The sequence below is a fragment of the Halalkalibacillus halophilus DSM 18494 genome (genome assembly GCF_000423105.1).
Classification (GTDB): Bacteria; Bacillota; Bacilli; order Bacillales; family Alkalibacillaceae; genus Halalkalibacillus; species Halalkalibacillus halophilus.
This window is the reverse complement of the sequence record NZ_AUHI01000006.1, coordinates 1-18,809: the sequence shown is the minus strand read 5'-3', so window position 1 is coordinate 18,809 and position 18,809 is coordinate 1. Positions and strand designations below refer to the sequence as shown.

The following is an 18,809-nucleotide window of genomic DNA, read 5'->3' as shown; positions in this document are numbered from 1 at the left end:
AACGATGAGACGTTCGCCAGTCATACTAGTAACTAAGTTACGTTAGACTAGAGGCTCAGAAGTCCATTCCTTTGATCGTCGACGCTAGTTCACAGCAACCACTAGCTCTCTGAAGTCTTCCATCAAAGTACTCCTCTTCATCTATGCCAATCCGTTTTTGATTTGATTCATATCATAATCTAAAGTTTATAAAAAAGTCAAGAGTTATTAATTATTTTATTTGTATTCAATCGTTTCGTATTGTGGAACATGCAATTCCATTTCTTCTAATAGCCGAATTGTTTGATTCCGTCCTGTTTCTTTTGCTTGGTATAAAGCGTGGTCAGCATACTTGTATAATTCAAAGTCTTCTTGAAAATCACTTTGATATTGTGCCACCCCGATTGATACCGTGATGGAAAGATGCGTCTCGTTAGGTAAGGTAAACTCATGCTGTTCCACTTGCAATCGAATACTTTCAGCAATCATTTCTACATCAGAGAACTCCATCCCAGTGTACATAACGGAGAATTCTTCGCCACCATTTCTAGCAACAACTGCTTCTGGACCAGCAATTTCTTCAATTAAAGAGGAAAGTTGCTTTAAGATTTCATCTCCTGCAATATGTCCATATTGATCGTTCACTTGTTTAAAATGATCGATATCTAAAAGTAGCAATACAAATGGAGTCCCTTTAATTTTTGCATTTGCTAAAAAACTTTCATAAAAGTGATGAAAAGCTCTAACATTATACAGGCCAGTTAATGGGTCTTTACGAGAAAAGTCACGGTATTGGAAAAATAATTCACTATTTCTTTTAATATAACGCACGAAATAAAATGCTAATGTTCCACCGATCAGGGTGATTAACACATGCAATAAAGCTGTCCCAAATACAAGTGAATAATCGCTTGAAACGACATAAAATGCTAGGGAGAAGATTGCTTGTGCATAAATGAGCATGATGAACCATTTCTTCCAAGCACCAATCATCATGTACTTTGCTATTAACCCAACCCCAATTGCTATAAATAGCATCATGAACATAGCAACATGGGAAGAGAAATTAATATCTATGGCGTAGCGACCAACTGTAATTACAAATGCTGCAACTAATGGAGGGAAAACCCCACCGTAAAAAGCAACAATTGCAACTGGTACATGCCTTAAGTCAAGTATGGTTATATCATTTATAACAATACTATAATGCATTAATATAATTCCTAATAGACCTGCGATTGCACCATCTGCCGTCTTAATCCAAAGCGGAGACTGAGAGGTTAAGGGCATTTTTCGAAAGACTTGATGCCATACAAAGATAAAGGTGATGAGAATACAAATATTCACTAATAGGTCATTGAGCATCGCCATATACCTCACCCCTTACAGGTTAATTAAAGAAATTATATCATACTTTATTCCTGCAAAGAATAGATGTTTGTCGAAAATTCTGAAAAATAACATTTTATATAGTTAGAATTGATTACCAAACACATTTAAATATCCAAAAGAGTAGGATAAAATAACTATAAAGAAAAACATACCGACCATTGTAGAGAAGAAGACCCAGTCTCGCTTTCCAACTTTCATTGGGTGGTAATATGTCCTTTCTTTTTCTCCAGTGAACCCTTTTGATTCCATTGCGATCGCTACACGCTCTGCCTTTCGAATCGCATTAGCCAATAAAGGGATGGAGTAACGTTTAAATTGAATAATTCTCCCCTTAATCCCACGTGCTCTTCCAACCCCACGAATACGGTGTGCTTGACGTAATACTTGTAGTTCGTGTCTGAATGTAGGTAAGAAGCGATAGCCAGCTAGCACGCCATACGTAATTTTTGGACTGATTTTCAATTGTTGCATAAGACTAAGCATAAATTTAGTAGAGTCTGTAGTTAAAATAAATAATAAAGAAAGAGCAACAAAGCATAGGGAGCGGAGTCCTAAACTAATCGCAATCATCACGCTTCCGGTTGTAACGTCAAATTGCCAAATACTAAATAACACTTCACCACCAGCAAACGATTCTCGCGTGTATAGCATCCGCATCCATGCAAAGCCAATTGCTAATAAAACAAAGGGTGTAAATATGAGAAGCCATTTCTTCATCGAGATGTTAGAGAACAAAAAGGTTACTAAAATGACAAACACTAAATAAAAAAGCGGCGTGAAAATATCAAACATTAAACCTAATAACACACCAGGAACAAGAATGGTAAATGCCTTTAAAGTAGGATTAAGTTGTTCGATCATGGAGTAGCACCTACTTTTTCAGTAGCTTCTAATCTTGCTGGAGGTCTTAATCGTGCTTGTTTTAATAGCTCAGTTTGTTCCCACAATTCCTCTGGGCGACCATCTAATGCGATAGAAAAATCATTTAACACAATTACGCGTTTACAATACTGATCAACCAGTTCCATATCGTGTGTGACAAAAACAATCGTTGTTCCATTCGCCTGAATCTGCTGAATGATTCGCATTAATTCCTCAGACGTTTTTGCATCTTGGCCAAATGTAGGCTCATCAAATAATAAGAGGTCTGGTGTTTCATCCAGCATGGTCGCAACACTTAGTCGTCTTTTTTGACCGCCACTTAATGAAAAAGGATTTTTCCATTTATGAGCTGTTAAATGAAAGTGCTCCATTAAATCTTCCGTACGTTTTTTCATGGTTTGTGGATCGATTTCATTTAACGTCATTCCGAAACTAATTTCGTCATAAACAGTATCTGTTATGAATTGGTGCTCTGGGTTTTGGAATACAAACCCTAGATGTTTGCGTAGTTGTTGCTCTTTCCATTTGGATAATGGCGTGTTTAAGAAAGAAACTTCTCCAGCAGCAGGCTTTAAAAGACCAGCCATCAGTTGGAGTAAAGTTGATTTTCCAGCACCATTTTCTCCGACAATCGCTACGAATTCGTCTTTTTGCAGCGTAAGATTTACCTCTTTGAAAATTTCTTTTTTCCACCTTTTAAAGGCAACTTGGTTTAATCGTAAACAGTTTTCCTTTGAAGTCTGTGCAACTGCTATAGGCAAGCTTTCTTTTTTCTTTTGATAAACTCTGGGAATAAATAAACCTAATTCTTCTATGAGACTTTTATTTGATTGAAAAACAGAGTTTGGTGTATCAGCTAAGATAATCGAACCTCGTTGATCTAAAAGCAACACACGACTTATATCCTCAAGCCAATCGTCTACTTGGTGCTCAATTAATAGTACGGAAAGTTGATGTTCCTCTCTAATATTCCTTATGAGCTTCACGAACTCTAAACTAGATACTGGGTCCAGATTAGCTGTCGGTTCGTCTAAAATTAATAGAGTGGGCTCAAGCAATAAGACGGAGGCCAAAGCAATCTTTTGCTTTTGACCTCCAGATAATTCATGAATGGCAACATGTTTGTACGCTTTCATGTTCACAAGGTTTAATACATGATCGATTTTCTCTGCCATTTCTTCTGTGGGTACATTTCTATTTTCAAGGGTAAAAGCGAGTTCATCTTCTACTTTAATCATACAAAACTGGCTTTCAGGATCTTGGAAAACAATGCCGATTTGTTTATTGATCTCGCCTTTCGGTAACGATTCGATGTGCTTACCTTCAAAATAAATATCTCCAGATTGAAAACCCTCTACTGCTTCAGGGTATAACCCGTTTAAACAAAGCGAGACCGTACTTTTTCCAGATCCGCTAGCACCCATTAATAATACAAATTCGTCTTGATTGATCTGAAAGTTTAGTTGATTTAATACAGGGGCTTCCTTTTTTTCATAGGAAAAGCTTAGACCTTTCACTTCTAAAAGTGGGGAACCTGTTTTTACTTTATGCTGCATCGCGTTCACGTTCCTCTTGCATCTCCTTACCAAGAGCATATCCACGAAGGACCCCTGTTTTTGCTAGTTGGTCACTAATCCATTTTCCTAATACTCCTGCAAGTAGTGCTCCACTGATGACACGGACTATAAAGGTAGCAACGATTAACCAAGCTGCAAGGGTGATGTTACCGGAAGAATATAGGTGCCATGCAAAACTGAAGACAGCTGCGAATACACCAGCCAACACAAGGATACGTAATCGGTAATCCCGCCATTTTGTAATAGCAAAGGCAAATTCAGCACCTGCACCTTGGACCATAGCTGTAAGGATAAGCATCGGTCCTGCTGGGCTTCCCATGAGTACTTGAACAACCCCAGCGATCACTTCAGAAGTGAACGCCACACCGGGTTTCCGTATAATATACGCGGCTATAATCGAAACAATAAACCATATCCCGAAGATAATCTCATAACCGAACTCCCCGAGACCAAATGGCATGAGCACATTTCGTAACGTTTGCCCGAAAAAGAAAAACAGTAAATAAATCGCCGCAAAAACAACACCTAAAATCGACATCAAAACAATCTCTTTTAATTTCCATTGGTTTGTCATGTTATTTTAGACTCCTTTTATTTTTTTGTTGATGGACTGTTTGCTGAAATCGTAAATGTCATCGTTACATGAGACACTTTTTCTTGAACCTTCACAAAAGACTCTTCAAGTGCATTGAAAATATCGTTCACTTCTCCATCTAAACGAGTTGCATAGTGAGACGCCGATACTTCGACTCCACGTGCTTTGGAAAGGTCGATCTGTTCGTAAATTTTGTCCATATAATCTTCTCTTCCCATTGGATATAGGGAAAACTTGCACCCTGCAGGTTGAGAAATCGTATCTGATTTTTCTTTGTTAATTGCTTGGTCTGTTTCATCCATATACACGTCCGCTTCATTGTCTCCTGGACAACCGATGGAAAATGTTCCGCTCATTGCAACGTGTTCACCAGTTTTAGCTGCATGTAAATAAATCGCTTTAACGACGTCAAATACATGCACCATTTTTCCGCGAACACAGGTGGTAACATCGTCTGTGTCTTTCCAAACCTTGGATGAATCTACTTCTTCAAGCGAGGATAAAATGATGTCAACGAATTGATCACTCATTGGAAATAATGTAAATTGGCACCCCGCGATTCTGCTTGTTCCACATACTTCTGTCATGAAAATCTCCTCCTAAATTTTTTTATTTAATATAAATTCTCTGTTAAAGCCTATTGTTGGTTGATATTGTCGAATCGCTTAGAAGCGGAAGCTTGCCTAGGGGCTTGCACTCAACTAATTTTTCCTCCATTATCATTCCGGAAAAATGGATTTTCGCGCTGCGCTGATCCCTCAGGCGTCTCCGCTTCACGCGCTTCTCCTCAATATGAAGTTTACTGAATAAAGTCAACATTAAACTATAACAGAGCTAATAAAAAAACTGCACTCCCGAGGGAATGCAGTTTCGCTTTTTATCATTAAATGAATAATTCTTCAGCTAGACTACACTTCCCCACGCTAGTATTATCCAGATCGGGTAGTAAGGGTCAGGCGATGCCTTCTCAGCCACGTTACAGTAGCTCCCCTAGTGATTAATCGGTTATGCAGTTTTGATATACTTATAGAATAATAAATATATAAGAGTTTGTAAACCTTAAGGAATGAGGGATCGTCTTGGAACAAGAAGAAATAGTAAATAGCACAAAAAAATTCGTCCGAAATAAGCTTGAGAATGAAGGGACTGGGCATGACTGGTGGCACATTGAACGGGTAACTCAAATGGCTCAGCATATTTGCAAAGTGGAGTCCGCTAATTACTTTATGACAACGATGGGTGCTTTATTACATGATTTAATCGATGACAAAATAGTAGATTCAACAGAAGTAGCGTCTCAACAAGTGGAACTCTATTTAAGGGAACATGACATTTCATTGTCTGATATTGAAGCAATATTATCCATCATTCATTCAATCTCCTTTCGAAAAGGTATGATTCCAGAAACGCTTGAAGGAAAAATCGTTCAAGATGCCGATCGATTGGATGCGATCGGAGCAATAGGAATCGCCCGGACGTTTATGTATGCGGGCTCAAAAGGACATATCATTCATCATCCTGAGCAAGAAGATTCTTCTAGCGCCATTACACATTTTTATGAAAAATTATTAACATTGAAAGATTCGATGCATACCGATGAAGCTAGGCGTATTGCTGAGAAGCGGCATGCTTATATGGAAGATTTTTTATCGGAATTTTATGCAGAATGGGAAGGTAAGCCTAATAAAGGTTAGAAAATTGTATTTTCGTGGAATATAGATAATAGAAGCACAAAAAGGAGTGAAAGCATGTTAGATTATCAAAATTATATTAATGAACTTTTTGAAGATACAGTAGATAGCTTTTCTGTAATGAACCCGCATACTCGTGAGAAGATTGGCGAGTTGCCTACGTGTAATGAGGAACAAATGAAGCAAGCAATTGAAAAAGCGGACCAGGCATTTAAACAGACGAAAAGCATGACTTCACACGAACGCTCAGAAATATTAGACCGTGCGAGTGAAATTATCGCAGAAAATAAAACGTTGTTTGCAGAAACGATGGCAAAAGAATCTGCAAAACCTTTGAAGTTTGTTGAGGCAGAAGTCGATCGCACCGTGGAAACATTTAAATTTTCCGCGATCGAAGCAAGGAAACTGGAAGGGGAAACGATTCGATTAGATGCTGCACCGAACGGAGAAGGTCGTGACGCTTATACAATTTATCAGCCTGTTGGCGTAATTGGTGCGATCACCCCGTTTAATTTTCCGATTAACTTGGTTTCTCATAAAGTGGGACCAGCGATTGGGACGGGGAATACAATCATTGTGAAACCAGCTAAGAAAACACCACTTTCAAGCTTTCTACTAAGAGAAGCGGTAATTCAGGCAGGCTTTCCGGAAGATGGATTTCAAGTTATTACAGGTGACGGGTCAACCTTAGGTAAGGTGCTACTAGAAAGTGAAGCAGTTAAAAAGATAACATTTACCGGCAGCCCAGAAGTAGGGAAGAAATTAAAAGAAGATGCTGGACTGAAGAAAATGACATTAGAGCTTGGGAACAATTCTGCCGTATATGTAGATACGACACAAAAGGACCGAGTAGAGGATATTGCTGGGAAGGCTGTCGTTGGTGCATATGCATTTAACGGACAAGTCTGTATCAGTACGCAGCGGATTTATGTGCACGAAGATATTGCAGAATCATTTGTGGAGGAATTTAAAAAACAAACCGTAAATCTGAAGTACGGCGACCCTTTAGATAAGGAAACAGATGTATCTGCTTTAATTGATGAGGAATCCCAGATGCGGATCTTAGATTGGTTAAAAGAAGCGGAAGAACAAGGTGCGAAAATTGTGACTGGTGGCAAGAAACACGAATATGGAATAGAGCCAACTGTTGTTGTAGATGTTCCGAAAGAAGCAAAAATATTATCAGAAGAAGTGTTTGGACCAGTAGTTATAATTAACACAGTGAAAAATGGAGAACAAGCACTCATGGAAATGAACGATACGAAATACGGATTGAGTGCAGGGATTTTCACACAAAACTTAAGCCAAGCAATCACCTTTGGCCATGAGCTAGACGTAGGCCAAGTTCTCGTAAATGACTTACCAACCTTACGTTTCGATCATATGCCATACGGTGGGAGAAATGACTCTGGTTATGGGTTCGAAGGGGTTAAATATGCAATGAAAGGCATGGTAAACCGTAAATTTATCAGCCTTAACTATACGTTTTAATCATCGTGGATTTGCAAGCCATTCTATTTATTTTAAGTAGTTCAGTTTTGGTGTACAAAACAAATTGTACCCTTAACTGAACTTTTTTCATATGAAATAGCAGACTAATCAAAAAATTATAAGGATAATTGGTATTAATATGGTAAAATGTGTTAAGAACGTTATTTAACTTCTCATTAAAGAAGAATATTGAAAGAATTATTTTAGGGGGGATACAAGATCGAAGAAGAGAAGAATGGTAAAGTCATACTTTTAACTATTGGTTGGTTATCAGCAGTATTATCATTTGGTTTTTTTCCTATTTTTCTTGGACCAGTTGCTATTTGTATGGGAATTGTTTTAAAAAGAGATTATGAAGTTGATAAACAAGGTTCCGTGTTGATAGGGGTAGGAATAATTGGTCTTATTGTGGGTGTATTGCTAGGCATGAGTTTGTATACTTAAAACACTTCAAAGCTGTCTCAGTTTGATAATTTATCTTGCGAATGTTAGCGGGTTAGGTAGAGCATTTTCCGATAAGGAATGTGCTCTTTTTTTTGTACCATGAGTTACATTTTTTTGAATGTGTTGTAAAGAAGAGGATTCGGGCGGAGGAGAGGACGATACGGGCGTAAACTACTTCGATTCAGGTAAAGTGCGGTCGTTGCCGGCAATAAATAGTATTTACAGGTGAACAGCATGAGTTTGCCGGCATAGGAGAGGTGTTGCCGGCAAAAAAAGCTCTTCTCACAAAAGGTTTCATGTAAAAAATAAAAATTCCGGACATATTACTTTGACAGATGAAGTAATGTGGTATATGATATATTTCAGGAGGTGAGGTAAGTGTCAGGTAAAATTTCAACCGACTTGATTAGAGGGAATACCGTCACGATTATTTTGAATGTTCTTAGACAAGGTGATAGTTATGGCTATGAAATTTATAAACGCATTATCGATTTGAGTGATCAGCAATATGAACTAAAAGAAGCGACATTATATACAGCATTTAGAAGACTAGAGAAAGATGGACTAATAACTTCTTATTGGGGTGATGAAACGCAGGGTGGAAGAAGAAAGTATTACCGAATTACCGAAAACGGCATCGAGAAATACGAAGAAAATCGTAAAGAGTGGGAAGTCGCAAAGGATATATTAAATCAATTAATAACAGGAGGGGATCCAGATGGACGTGAATAAAGAAGTGAAGAAGTATGTAGATGACTTATTCAAAGACGTTGGAGCAAGTCAACAATTACATGATCTGAAACAGGAATTACGTACGAATATGGAAGAGCGAATCAAAGATTATCAGGCGAAAGGGATGACCGAAGAGGAAGCTTTTAAAGAAGCAAAAGTTTCTATGGGAGACTTAAGTGGACTGGTAGATGATATGCGCGAACATGGAAAAGATGAAGCGAAACAACATGTGTATACTTCGATGACGAATCGAGTTTCCATCGGTGGGATTGTGATAGGTTCTATGCTTATTCTATTTGGTGTACTGATGTCAATCGGGATGATGTTTATGGAAATTGAGCCAGTAGCAGTACCGGGGACGGGTATCTTTGCGGTAGCTGGTGCAATTGTTTTAACTTACAGCTTATTAACTAGAGAAACTACGAAGTTATATTCGATGAATAAAGTAAGAGCAGGTTTATATTCTTTAGCAGTGGGGGCAATGCTTTTTGCCTTATTCACTGGAATGATGGCGGGACTTGCAACTGGTGAAATGTTTATAGCGATCTCCTCGTTTACCGTTATTTTTATCGGAGGATTTGGATTATGGATCGGGTTAATCTTAACAAGTAAATCTACTCGGAAAAAAGATCAAATCACATAATAATCAGTAACAAAATAAACACCAAATTACGCGGATGTATTTTGGTGTTTTATTATATATGAAATTATATATCTCATTCAATCTTAAGTATTAATCTCCCTTCTTCTAGATATTCATCGTACAAATCATCGACGTGGTTATCTATATTTCGTCCCCATTGCTCTCCCTTATCGTCTTCTGGCTCACCAAATAATTCATTAATGTATTCATCAATGTACAATTGATTTGTATATATCCTATCTTCCCAAATTTCATAAAAGGTTATAGGAGATACATCTAATGTATCAGCTTGATTATCATAAAAGTCGTTTTCCTCACTATGGATTTCATACCGCATCTCAACATCAGCTTCTGGTGCCATCGCTTGTTTGCTTTCTTCAATTTCTTGTTCAGATACGGTTATACCTCTTTCGATCGCTTCCTTAACTAGTATTTCTTCTTTCAAATAGTTTTTAATATGTTCCTCTGACTGCTCATCATTTAAAGGATACTGCCAAAGCACTTCCTCAGCAGTTATCTCTTCCCCATCTAAGATTGCTACAACATCTTCTTTTTCGTACTTTGGCTGACTACACGCTGCCAAAAAAATAGTAAAAAGGAGAACCATTAATATCTTCATTAAATATTCACGCCCCTTTGGATTTTTTGAAACAGAATCCACCCCAAAAAGAGTATGATCGCTGCTATTGGAAGAAAAGTAGGGAGCCTGTGGTATTCTACTGGTAACAATATGAAAAGAAAAGTTGAAAGTAACATTATTGGAAGAACCCATAAAAACCAAGCTCTCATTCGTTTATTTTTATGAATAGATTTGTAGTATTCCACTATGTATACATCTGCCTTTCTGTTGTTTTTAGTTTACCATAAAAATACCAATTAATTTTATAAATTTCATTAACAACCGAAAAGCTTTACAAATATACTATAGGGGGGTATAGTATATTTAGAAGCAAAAAATGAAAGTAGGTGCTCGTTATGAGTGATGAATTTAATGAAAACAAGGATGATATGAAGCTTGTAATGGATGAAGAGCCAGTAGTGCCTCGTACAAACACGGAAAAAGATCAAATGCTAAATAGGTTGAAACGGATCGAAGGCCAAGTACGTGGATTACAAAAAATGATTGAAGAAGATCGGTATTGTGTAGATGTACTCGTACAAATATCGGCAGTAAATAATGCGTTAGAAAAAGTAGGTTATTCTATGATGGAACGCCACGCGAAAATGTGTGTTTCTAAAGCTGCTGAAGAGGGCGACGGCGAAGCATACATGGATGAATTAATGAAAGTCGTAAGGCAATTCACTAAATAGAGAGGGGGTATTTTACTATGAAGGAAACAAGGTTACAAGTTACTGGTATGACATGTGCTGCTTGTTCCACACGGATTGAAAAAGTACTCAACAAGATGGATGGCGTGGAAGCAAATGTTAACTTATCCATGGAGCGAGCGGATGTTAAATATGATGAAGACCAAGTAACGACGGATGATTTAGTCGAAAGAATTGATAAATTGGGGTATGGCGTGAAACAGGAGCAAGTGGAGCTAGATATTCAAGGAATGACATGTGCCGCTTGTTCGACGAGAATTGAAAAAGGTCTATCTCGAATGTCGGGAATTAATCAGGCAAATATTAACTTAGCGACAGAGTCAGGAACTGTGACATATACCCCCGGGTTGGTATCTATTGAAGAAGTGCAAGCTCGCGTGAAGAAAATGGGCTTTGAAGCGATGGTAAAGAAAGACCGGGAAGAAAAGTCGACGAATAAGGAAAAAGAAATTCAAAAGCAACGCAACAAATTTATAATTTCTGCTATTTTAGCATCTCCATTGCTTTTGACAATGCTCAGCCATATACCGTTTGATGTGAATATCTCGGCTCCAGCATGGATTGAATATCCTTGGACGCAGTTTGTCTTAGCAGCGATTGTTCAATTTTATATAGGTTGGCAGTTTTACAAAGGTGCCTATCGTTCGCTTGCAAATAAAAGTGCCAATATGGACGTGTTAGTTGCAGGTGGTACGTCCGCAGCATTTTTCTACAGCTTAGTGCAGTCGATCTTGTGGCAAACAGGTCAAGTGATGCATGCGGAGTTGTATTTTGAAACAAGTGCGATCTTGATTACGCTAGTTGTTTTAGGTAAGTATTTGGAAGCAATGGCGAAAGGGCGTACTACCGCTGCAATCTCTAAATTAGTGAATTTACAAGCAAAAGAAGCAACTGTGATTAGAGATGGTATAGAACAACAGATTGCAATTGAAGAAGTGCTCGAAGGAGACCATATTATTGTGAAGCCGGGAGAAAAAATACCGGTCGACGGTATGGTAGTTGACGGCTCTACTTCCATTGATGAATCAATGATTACGGGTGAAGCGATACCTGTGGATAAAGTTTCAAACGATAAAGTAATCGGATCAACCATAAATAAGAATGGAACCATTACAATGGTAGCTGAAAAAGTCGGCAAGGATACAGCACTTGCAGGAATCATTAAGATTGTAGAGGACGCACAAGGTTCTAAAGCTCCGATTCAGCGAATGGCGGACCGTATTTCCGGGATTTTCGTGCCGATCGTTGTGGTTATAGCCATAGTGACATTCAGTGTTTGGTTTTTCTTAGTAGACCCTGGTGTTTGGGGATCTGCACTTGTAGCTTCTATTGCAGTATTAGTAATCGCATGTCCGTGTGCGCTAGGTTTAGCAACGCCAACTTCCATTATGGTAGGGTCCGGAAGAGGAGCAGAAAATGGAATCTTATTTAAAGGTGGCGAGTATCTAGAAGGAACCCAAGCAATTGAGGCAGTACTTTTAGATAAAACGGGTACGATTACAGAAGGGAAGCCACGCGTAACAGATGTGGTGACACTAAGCGGTGAAGAAAGTGACTTCTCTTATGTGGCTGCTGCAGAAAAGAAATCAGAGCACCCATTGGCAGAAGCAATTGTTGCCTATGCAACAGAACACAACTTAGAAGTGAAACAGACGGAAAACTTTGAAGCAGTTTCAGGTCATGGAATTGTAGCAGATGTGGAAGATAAGAAACTATTAATTGGAACACGTAAATTAATGATCGAACAAAACGTAGACGTATCAGAAGCAGAATCACAGCTACAAACCTTTGAAGAAGAAGGAAAAACAGCTGTTTTAGCAACAATTGGTGGACAGTTGAGATTTATCATCGCAATTGCAGACACAGTGAAACAAACTTCCAAAGAAGCAATCGCTACGTTACGAGAAAGTGGCATTGACGTCTATATGGTCACAGGCGACAATACGCGCACAGCTAGAGCTGTCGCAAAACAAGTAGGTTTACCAGAATCAAATGTATTTGCGGAAGTATTACCTCAGAACAAAGCAGACCAAGTAGAGAAGCTTCAAAAAGAAGGTAAGAAAGTCGCAATGGTTGGAGACGGAATTAACGACGCACCAGCACTAGCAATCGCAGATATCGGAATTGCCATCGGTAGCGGAACAGATGTAGCGATCGAAGCGGCAGATATCACGTTAGTTAGTGGAGATCTAAACAATATACCAAAAGCAATCAAACTAAGTAAAAAAACCATGCGAAACATTCGCCAAAACTTATTCTGGGCACTCGCATATAACAGCGCAGGAATTCCAATCGCAGCACTTGGTCTACTAGCTCCATGGGTCGCAGGGGCGGCTATGGCGTTTAGTTCAGTAAGTGTCGTATCGAATTCGTTGCGGTTGAAGCGGCAGAGGGTTTAATTAAAAGAATAGTTTGACAAGTATAGAAAGTTATTGTAAGATGAAGTTACATTCATAATTAAGGTCACAGAACCTGCTAAAATAAGGTCTCTGTACCGGATTTGATCCAATTAAGGATCCAAAAGAGTCTGCCATCTTTGGCAGGCTCTTTTATTTTTTCTAGAAATTTGTTGAAAATTCAGATATAATTAACCTTATACAATAAGGGGAGGAATTGGAATGAAACAGTTCGAAAATAACTACACGTTAGGTTTGGATATTGGAATTGGTTCTGTTGGTTGGGGCTTAGTTGATGAGGACCAGAACATTATTGATTCAGGTGTCAGACTCTTCCCTGAAGCGGACGTTAATAATAATACGGGTAGAAGAGGATTTCGTGGAGCGAGAAGATTATTAAGAAGACGACGTCATCGGTTGGAAAGAATTAAAATGTTATTGTCTAATGCAAATTTACCAACTAATCAAGATAAGGCTAATGCCGAAGAAACACCATACCATATTAGAGTAAAAGGACTAACCGAAAAACTTTCAGAAGAAGAGCTATCCCAAGCCCTATTACATCTAGGTAAAAGGAGAGGGATACATAATGTTGAAGTAGCTGAAGATGAAACCGGAGGAAATGAGCTTTCAACAAAAGATCAACTAAACCAAAATGCAAAGGCATTAAAGAATCAATATGTTTGTGAGGTTCAATTAAATAGGTTGGAAAACGAAGGTGAAGTTAGGGGGCATCGGAACCGCTTTAAGACCTCGGATTATGTCGCAGAGGCTAGGCAGTTATTGTCCATTCAACAAAAGTATCATTCAAAAGTCACAGATGAATTTATTGACCAATATTTAGAATTGATTGAAAAAAGAAGAGAATATTATGAAGGCCCAGGATTTGGGAGTGAATACGGATGGGAGCAAGATCGTCAGAAGTGGTATGAACAAATGATGGGTCGATGTAGCTATTACCCTGAAGAGTTACGATCAGTTAAAGAAGCTTATTCTGCTCAGTTGTTTAATGTATTGAATGATTTAAACAATCTAGTATTGACTAGAGATGAAGATCACAAGTTATCAACGGAAGAAAAGGAAGAACTTGTAGAGAAAGTTTTTAAAAAGTATAAGAGTCCTAAATTGAATAAGATTGCTAAGGTTCTTGAACTCAAAGAAGATGATATTAAGGGGTATCGAGTTACCTCCAAAGGAACTGCTGAATTTACACCTTTGAAGATTTATCATGACCTGTTAGGAATTACGGATAAAAAAGAAGTGTTAGAAGACGAAGATGCTTTAGATGAGATCGCAGAGATTTTAACAATTTACCAAACACCTAGTGATATAAAAGAAGAATTAGAAAAATTAGATTTACCTTTAAACAAAGTTGATATCGAATCAATTAGCGAGTTATCTAGTTATAGTCAAACTCACTCCCTTAGTTTGAAACTGATTCATCAAGTAATACCAGACTTATGGGCCACACCAAAGAACCAAATGCAACTGTTTACTGAGAACGGCATTAAACCAAAGAAAATTAAACTGGAAGGTAAAAAATATATACCTTTTCATCATTTAGACGAGTGGATTCTTTCCCCTGTTGTAAAAAGGTCATTTAAACAATCCATTCGAATAGTTAATGAAATAAGAAAACAATATGGAGAGCCAAAGGAAATCGTCATAGAGTTAGCTAGAGAGAATTCTAGCGATGACAAAAAGAATTTCTTAAAAGAATTAAATAAGAAGAACAGGGCAGTTAATGAAGCTGTTATGGAAAAGTTAGAATCAAAAGACCTAGAACCTAAAAAAGGTATGTTTAATAAATTACGCTTATGGCACATACAAGATGGATTGTGCATGTATTCATTAAAGCCAATCCAGATTGAAGATTTGTTATCTAACCCTACTAATTATGAAATTGATCATATCTTACCTCGTTCTGTTTCTTTCGATGATTCTCAGAAGAATAAGGTGCTCGTGCACACAGAAGAAAATCAGAAGAAAGGTAATGAAACTCCATACCAATACCTCAGTAGTGGAAAAGGGCATGTATCTTATGAAAAATATAAATCTCATGTCTTACAACTTGCAAAATCGAGAGACAAAATGCCTAAAAAGAAAGTGGAATACTTATTAGAGGAACGAGATATCAATAAATATGATATTCAGAAAGAATTTATAAACCGGAATCTAGTAGATACAAGGTATGCGACAAGAGGGTTATTAACCTTATTAACAACTTTCTTTAGCGAAAATAATAAAGATGTCAAAGTTAAAGCAATTAATGGAGCTTTTACAGATTTCTTAAGGAAAACCTGGGATTTCAAAAAAGACAGGGGGGCAGATTTCAAGCACCATGCGGAGGACGCGTTAATTGTTGCGATGGCAGGATACCTTTTTCAACATCAACGGGAATTGAAGAAACATAACATCCTATTAACAGAAGGTAAAAATGGTGAAGAAAAAACCATTGATAAAGAAACCGGGGAAATACTAGAAGAGAAAACTTTTGTTAATTCTTTTACAGAGAGAATGGATAAGGTAAAGGCTATAAAAAACTATCCGAATTATAAATATTCCCACAAGGTTGATATGAAACCAAATCGTCAATTAATGAACGATACACTTTATTCTACTAGAAAAGTAGATGATAAGGAGTTTGTTATTGAAAAGATCAAGGATTTGTATGATAAAGACCAAGACAAATTAGTAAAACAAATTAAAAAAGACCCTACAAAACTTTTGATGTACCATCACGATCCCCAGACATACAAAAAAATAGAACGTGCGATAGAACAATATTCAGATGCAAAAAACCCACTTCATAAAATGTATGAGGAGACAGGTGAATATTTAAGGAAATATAGCAAAAAAGGAAATGGACCTATTATTAAAAGTGTTAAGTATTATGGTAATAGCTTAAAAGAGCATAAAGATGTATCACATAAATTTAACACTAAGGATAAAAAAGTAGTGAATCTTTCGTTGAAACCTTTCAGAATGGATGTTTATGAAGATGATGGTGTTTATAAGTTTGTTACCGTTTCCTATAAAGATTTAATAGAAGAAAAAGAAAATTACAGAATAAACAATGATGTTTATTTACAAAAGCTTATTAATAAAAAAATTGCAAACAAAGATGGCTTTGTATTCTCACTTTATAAAAATGATGTATGTAAAATTAACGGAGAATACTTTAGATTAATTGGGGTTAATCATGATGAAGGAAACAGGATAGAAATGAATAAAATTAATTATCATTACAAGGACTATGCTGAAAGAAATGAGATTAAACAAAATCGTATTTATAAAGGGATTAGTAAAAACACAAATGAATTTATTAAGATTCATACAGATGTGTTAGGTAATGTATACTTTAACTCGGTTGAAAAGTTTAAAAGTATGTATCAAAAATAAATTTAAAGGTCTGATGTTATGGGATGGAGAGTTGTACATGTCACAAAGGTTGATCAATTATCTTTGCAACTAGACAACTTAAGAGTAGTTCAAGGGGATTTAGATGTGAAAATCCCACTCAGAGATATCTTTGCTTTAGTTATAGAAGACCTCTCTAGTAAACTAACAACCCGGTTGATGGTTGAGTTATCGAGAAATAACATTCTAGTCTTATTATGTAATCAGCACTATCTCCCGGAATGCATTATACAACCAGTCTCAGGTCATTTTGGTCAACATCAACAAATGATGAAACAATTGAAGTGGACAGAAGAAGAAAAAGATGAAGCTTGGAAGAATATTATAAAACAAAAAATTTATAATCAAATGTTGGTCATGAGGAAAAGTTTAGTGGAAAAGAGTCGAGTGGAAAAATTAATAGCTTTGAAAGAGTCTGTTGTCACAGGCGATCAACATAACTCGGAAGGGCAAGCTGCAAGAATCTACTTCAATAGTTTTTTTGCAGATGGTTATAGTCGAGATAACGATGACTTCATTGAAAATGCCGCATTGAACTACGGTTATGCTATCTTGCATTCAGCAATTGCTCGGACCATTGTGGCAAAAGGATTAATACCTGGTCTTGGTGTGCACCATATAGGAACGAGAAATCCGAATAACCTTGCATCTGATTTAATTGAACCTTTTCGACCTATAGTGGATTACTTTGTGATTAAAAATCCTCCAGAAAATTATTTAACTAAAGATTATAGAATTAAATTAATAAATTTATTGCATGCAAGAATACTAATTGATCAAAAGTCTCATACAGTTATTAGGGCAATCGAAATTTCTATTAATTCACTATTTGAGTTTTTTGAAACTGGCGAATCTAATAAATTAAAACTACCGAGTATAGAAAAATTTATGTTGTATGAGTCATAGATTCGTGAGAATAATGATTATGTTCGATTTGCCAGTCGAAACAAAAGCTCAAGTAAGAACGTATACTAAGTTTCGTAAAAATCTTATTAGACAGGGATTTTTGATGATGCAATACTCCATTTATATAAAGTCTTGTATAAATAAAGAAGCGGCACAAGGAACTGTAAATCAAGTTAAGAGGTTTTTACCAAAAGATGGTCACATCCGTTCTATGATTATTACGGAAAAACAATTTGAGAATATGAAAATTTTAGTCGGTGAAGAGGATCGGAATATTGAAATATTAGGAGAAAACAGGACGATAGAATTTTAGAGGTGATTGTATGCAAGATCATTGGAAAATTGACTTTGAAGATGAGAGATATGATTTGAATATAGCTAATTATAGTTCATTATTTGTAAACTATACCTCAAATGAAACAAATCTAATTAATGTATTAAATGATTATTTGCAACCACGATCAAAAGTGAAAGATGTTATGCACATAAAAGATGTAGGAAATGACTATGAAGAAATCAACCATCACCAAGTGGTGGCATTTAAGTTATCAAATGATTTATTGTTAGCAGAAATAAGCCTTGGAGCAAAGTCTTACACAAAAAATCAAATTAAACATGATTTGTTAAATAACATCGAAACAGATGGGTACCTTAATACGATTAATACCTTAATTGAAGATTTAGTTGAACAAGCTTTACTAGAGTACCCAATACGTAGCAAAGACTTTACAATAGATACATTTATGAAAATGTTAGAAATTGATATGGGTCTAGTAAATAACCAAGGAGTTACAAATAATTTTTTGCATCAAAACAAAATTTTGCTTCCAATTGTTAAAAAACACCTTGAAATAGTGACTAAAGGGAGGAAAATAATCTTCTATATGTACCCAGAGTCATATCTTAGTCCTAAGGAGCAAATGGAGTTGAAGAACTTACTAATTGAATACAGTGAAGAGATTCCAGTTTTTGTTGTTACTAAATCACCAGTTTTTATTTCAACTTCTCTCCATGGTTTGAATTACTTTATAAAAGATAAGCAGCTATTCACGAAAGATTTGATTGAAGAAATGGAATGGGAAAGTCCATTAGGTTATGATTCCAGCTCTATAGAAGAAAGTATCCAATTCATTTTTAACAAATTCGCGAACCAGTTTGAACTTAATCCAATTATTTCAAACTATAAAAATACTGATATTGTGCTGTTTAAATCCATTGATTTATTTGTAATTGTTTATCTTTTTATGAAAATAGGTTTTTCATTTCAATTGGATATTGATGAAGAAAAGGTTGATAAACCAGTGTATGAGTATTTACTAGACTGTTATGAAA

16 protein-coding genes, 1 riboswitch and 1 other annotated feature (1 of these 18 running past the window's edge) are annotated in these 18,809 nt (G+C 36.6%); of the genes, 10 read left to right on the top strand and 6 right to left on the bottom strand.

Annotation, left to right across the window (positions count from 1 at the left end; translation table 11 throughout):
• Positions 1-153 (bottom strand) — a binding site (T-box leader); it reaches 97 nt to the left of the window's first position.
• 63 nt (positions 154-216) lie between these two features.
• From G532_RS0103735 to G532_RS0103715, 5 genes are all read right to left on the bottom strand, one after another.
• Positions 217-1,350, bottom strand: coding sequence for a GGDEF domain-containing protein (locus G532_RS0103735; RefSeq protein WP_027963594.1), 1,134 nt, complete (start codon positions 1,348-1,350; stop codon positions 217-219).
• Between the two features lie 102 nt (positions 1,351-1,452).
• Complete coding sequence (locus G532_RS0103730; protein WP_027963593.1) at positions 1,453-2,232, bottom strand: energy-coupling factor transporter transmembrane component T family protein; 780 nt, start codon at positions 2,230-2,232, stop codon at positions 1,453-1,455.
• Positions 2,229-3,809, bottom strand: a complete 1,581-nt coding sequence (locus tag G532_RS0103725; protein WP_027963592.1) for an ABC transporter ATP-binding protein — start codon at positions 3,807-3,809, stop codon at positions 2,229-2,231. Before G532_RS0103725 ends, G532_RS0103730 begins: the two co-directional genes overlap by 4 nt.
• Positions 3,799-4,404 carry an ECF transporter S component gene (locus G532_RS0103720; RefSeq protein WP_027963591.1) on the bottom strand — a complete coding sequence of 202 codons (606 nt, stop codon included), beginning with the start codon at positions 4,402-4,404 and terminating at the stop codon, positions 3,799-3,801. The genes G532_RS0103725 and G532_RS0103720 overlap by 11 nt, the downstream gene beginning before the upstream one ends.
• A 17-nt stretch (positions 4,405-4,421) precedes the next feature.
• Positions 4,422-5,012, bottom strand: coding sequence for a YkoF family thiamine/hydroxymethylpyrimidine-binding protein (locus tag G532_RS0103715; RefSeq protein ID WP_027963590.1), 591 nt, complete (start codon positions 5,010-5,012; stop codon positions 4,422-4,424).
• A gap of 311 nt (positions 5,013-5,323) precedes the next feature.
• A riboswitch (TPP riboswitch) is annotated at positions 5,324-5,427 on the bottom strand.
• A 77-nt stretch (positions 5,428-5,504) separates the two neighbouring features.
• Between G532_RS0103715 and G532_RS0103710 the strand changes: the two genes are divergently transcribed.
• The 4 genes from G532_RS0103710 to G532_RS0103695 all read left to right on the top strand — a co-directional run bounded on the left by G532_RS0103710 (position 5,505) and on the right by G532_RS0103695 (position 9,426).
• Positions 5,505-6,119, top strand: a complete 615-nt coding sequence (locus tag G532_RS0103710; protein ID WP_027963589.1) for an HD domain-containing protein — start codon at positions 5,505-5,507, stop codon at positions 6,117-6,119.
• Between the two features lie 54 nt (positions 6,120-6,173).
• A complete protein-coding gene (locus tag G532_RS14700; protein WP_035512509.1) occupies positions 6,174-7,607 on the top strand; it encodes an aldehyde dehydrogenase family protein in 1,434 nt (477 codons plus the stop codon).
• An 822-nt stretch (positions 7,608-8,429) separates the two neighbouring features.
• Complete coding sequence (locus G532_RS0103700) at positions 8,430-8,783, top strand: PadR family transcriptional regulator (protein ID WP_027963588.1); 354 nt, start codon at positions 8,430-8,432, stop codon at positions 8,781-8,783.
• The gene (locus G532_RS0103695; protein ID WP_027963587.1) at positions 8,770-9,426 is read left to right on the top strand and encodes a permease prefix domain 1-containing protein; all 657 of its coding nucleotides are present in this window, start codon (positions 8,770-8,772) and stop codon (positions 9,424-9,426) included. The genes G532_RS0103700 and G532_RS0103695 overlap by 14 nt, the downstream gene beginning before the upstream one ends.
• A gap of 73 nt (positions 9,427-9,499) precedes the next feature.
• Here G532_RS0103695 and G532_RS0103690 read toward each other — a convergent pair whose 3' ends face one another.
• Positions 9,500-10,045, bottom strand: coding sequence for a hypothetical protein (locus G532_RS0103690; RefSeq protein WP_027963586.1), 546 nt, complete (start codon positions 10,043-10,045; stop codon positions 9,500-9,502).
• A gap of 356 nt (positions 10,046-10,401) precedes the next feature.
• Here G532_RS0103690 and G532_RS0103685 point away from each other — a divergent pair, with 356 nt between their 5' ends.
• The 6 genes from G532_RS0103685 to G532_RS0103660 all read left to right on the top strand — a co-directional run.
• Positions 10,402-10,737, top strand: a complete 336-nt coding sequence (locus G532_RS0103685; RefSeq protein ID WP_281170524.1) for a metal-sensing transcriptional repressor — start codon at positions 10,402-10,404, stop codon at positions 10,735-10,737.
• Positions 10,738-10,754: 17 nt separating this feature from the next.
• Positions 10,755-13,154 (top strand): heavy metal translocating P-type ATPase, encoded by a 2,400-nt coding sequence (locus tag G532_RS0103680; RefSeq protein ID WP_027963584.1) that lies wholly within the window; start codon positions 10,755-10,757, stop codon positions 13,152-13,154.
• Between the two features lie 219 nt (positions 13,155-13,373).
• The gene (cas9, locus tag G532_RS0103675; RefSeq protein ID WP_035512507.1) at positions 13,374-16,553 is read left to right on the top strand and encodes a type II CRISPR RNA-guided endonuclease Cas9; all 3,180 of its coding nucleotides are present in this window, start codon (positions 13,374-13,376) and stop codon (positions 16,551-16,553) included.
• A gap of 18 nt (positions 16,554-16,571) precedes the next feature.
• Positions 16,572-17,477: a type II CRISPR-associated endonuclease Cas1 gene (gene cas1, locus G532_RS0103670; RefSeq protein WP_027963582.1), complete on the top strand. Its 906-nt coding sequence runs from the start codon at positions 16,572-16,574 to the stop codon at positions 17,475-17,477.
• A gap of 13 nt (positions 17,478-17,490) precedes the next feature.
• On the top strand, positions 17,491-17,790 hold the full coding sequence (gene cas2 / locus G532_RS0103665) for a CRISPR-associated endonuclease Cas2 (RefSeq protein ID WP_245570112.1): 300 nt from the start codon (positions 17,491-17,493) through the stop codon (positions 17,788-17,790).
• A 10-nt stretch (positions 17,791-17,800) separates the two neighbouring features.
• On the top strand, positions 17,801-18,809 hold a 1,009-nt coding region (locus G532_RS0103660; protein WP_027963580.1), incomplete at its 3' end, for a hypothetical protein.

Coding starts and splice junctions, on each gene's coding strand:
- G532_RS0103690 (WP_027963586.1), bottom strand. CDS start 10,045: ATGAAGATATTAATGGTTCTCCTTTTTACTATTTTTTTGGCAGCGTGT.
- G532_RS0103735 (WP_027963594.1), bottom strand. CDS start 1,350: ATGGCGATGCTCAATGACCTATTAGTGAATATTTGTATTCTCATCACC.
- G532_RS0103730 (WP_027963593.1), bottom strand. CDS start 2,232: ATGATCGAACAACTTAATCCTACTTTAAAGGCATTTACCATTCTTGTT.
- G532_RS0103720 (WP_027963591.1), bottom strand. CDS start 4,404: ATGACAAACCAATGGAAATTAAAAGAGATTGTTTTGATGTCGATTTTA.
- G532_RS0103685 (WP_281170524.1), top strand. CDS start 10,402: ATGAGTGATGAATTTAATGAAAACAAGGATGATATGAAGCTTGTAATG.
- G532_RS0103725 (WP_027963592.1), bottom strand. CDS start 3,809: ATGCAGCATAAAGTAAAAACAGGTTCCCCACTTTTAGAAGTGAAAGGT.
- G532_RS0103715 (WP_027963590.1), bottom strand. CDS start 5,012: ATGACAGAAGTATGTGGAACAAGCAGAATCGCGGGGTGCCAATTTACA.
- G532_RS0103695 (WP_027963587.1), top strand. CDS start 8,770: ATGGACGTGAATAAAGAAGTGAAGAAGTATGTAGATGACTTATTCAAA.
- cas2 (WP_245570112.1), top strand. CDS start 17,491: ATGATTATGTTCGATTTGCCAGTCGAAACAAAAGCTCAAGTAAGAACG.
- G532_RS14700 (WP_035512509.1), top strand. CDS start 6,174: ATGTTAGATTATCAAAATTATATTAATGAACTTTTTGAAGATACAGTA.
- G532_RS0103680 (WP_027963584.1), top strand. CDS start 10,755: ATGAAGGAAACAAGGTTACAAGTTACTGGTATGACATGTGCTGCTTGT.
- cas1 (WP_027963582.1), top strand. CDS start 16,572: ATGGGATGGAGAGTTGTACATGTCACAAAGGTTGATCAATTATCTTTG.
- cas9 (WP_035512507.1), top strand. CDS start 13,374: ATGAAACAGTTCGAAAATAACTACACGTTAGGTTTGGATATTGGAATT.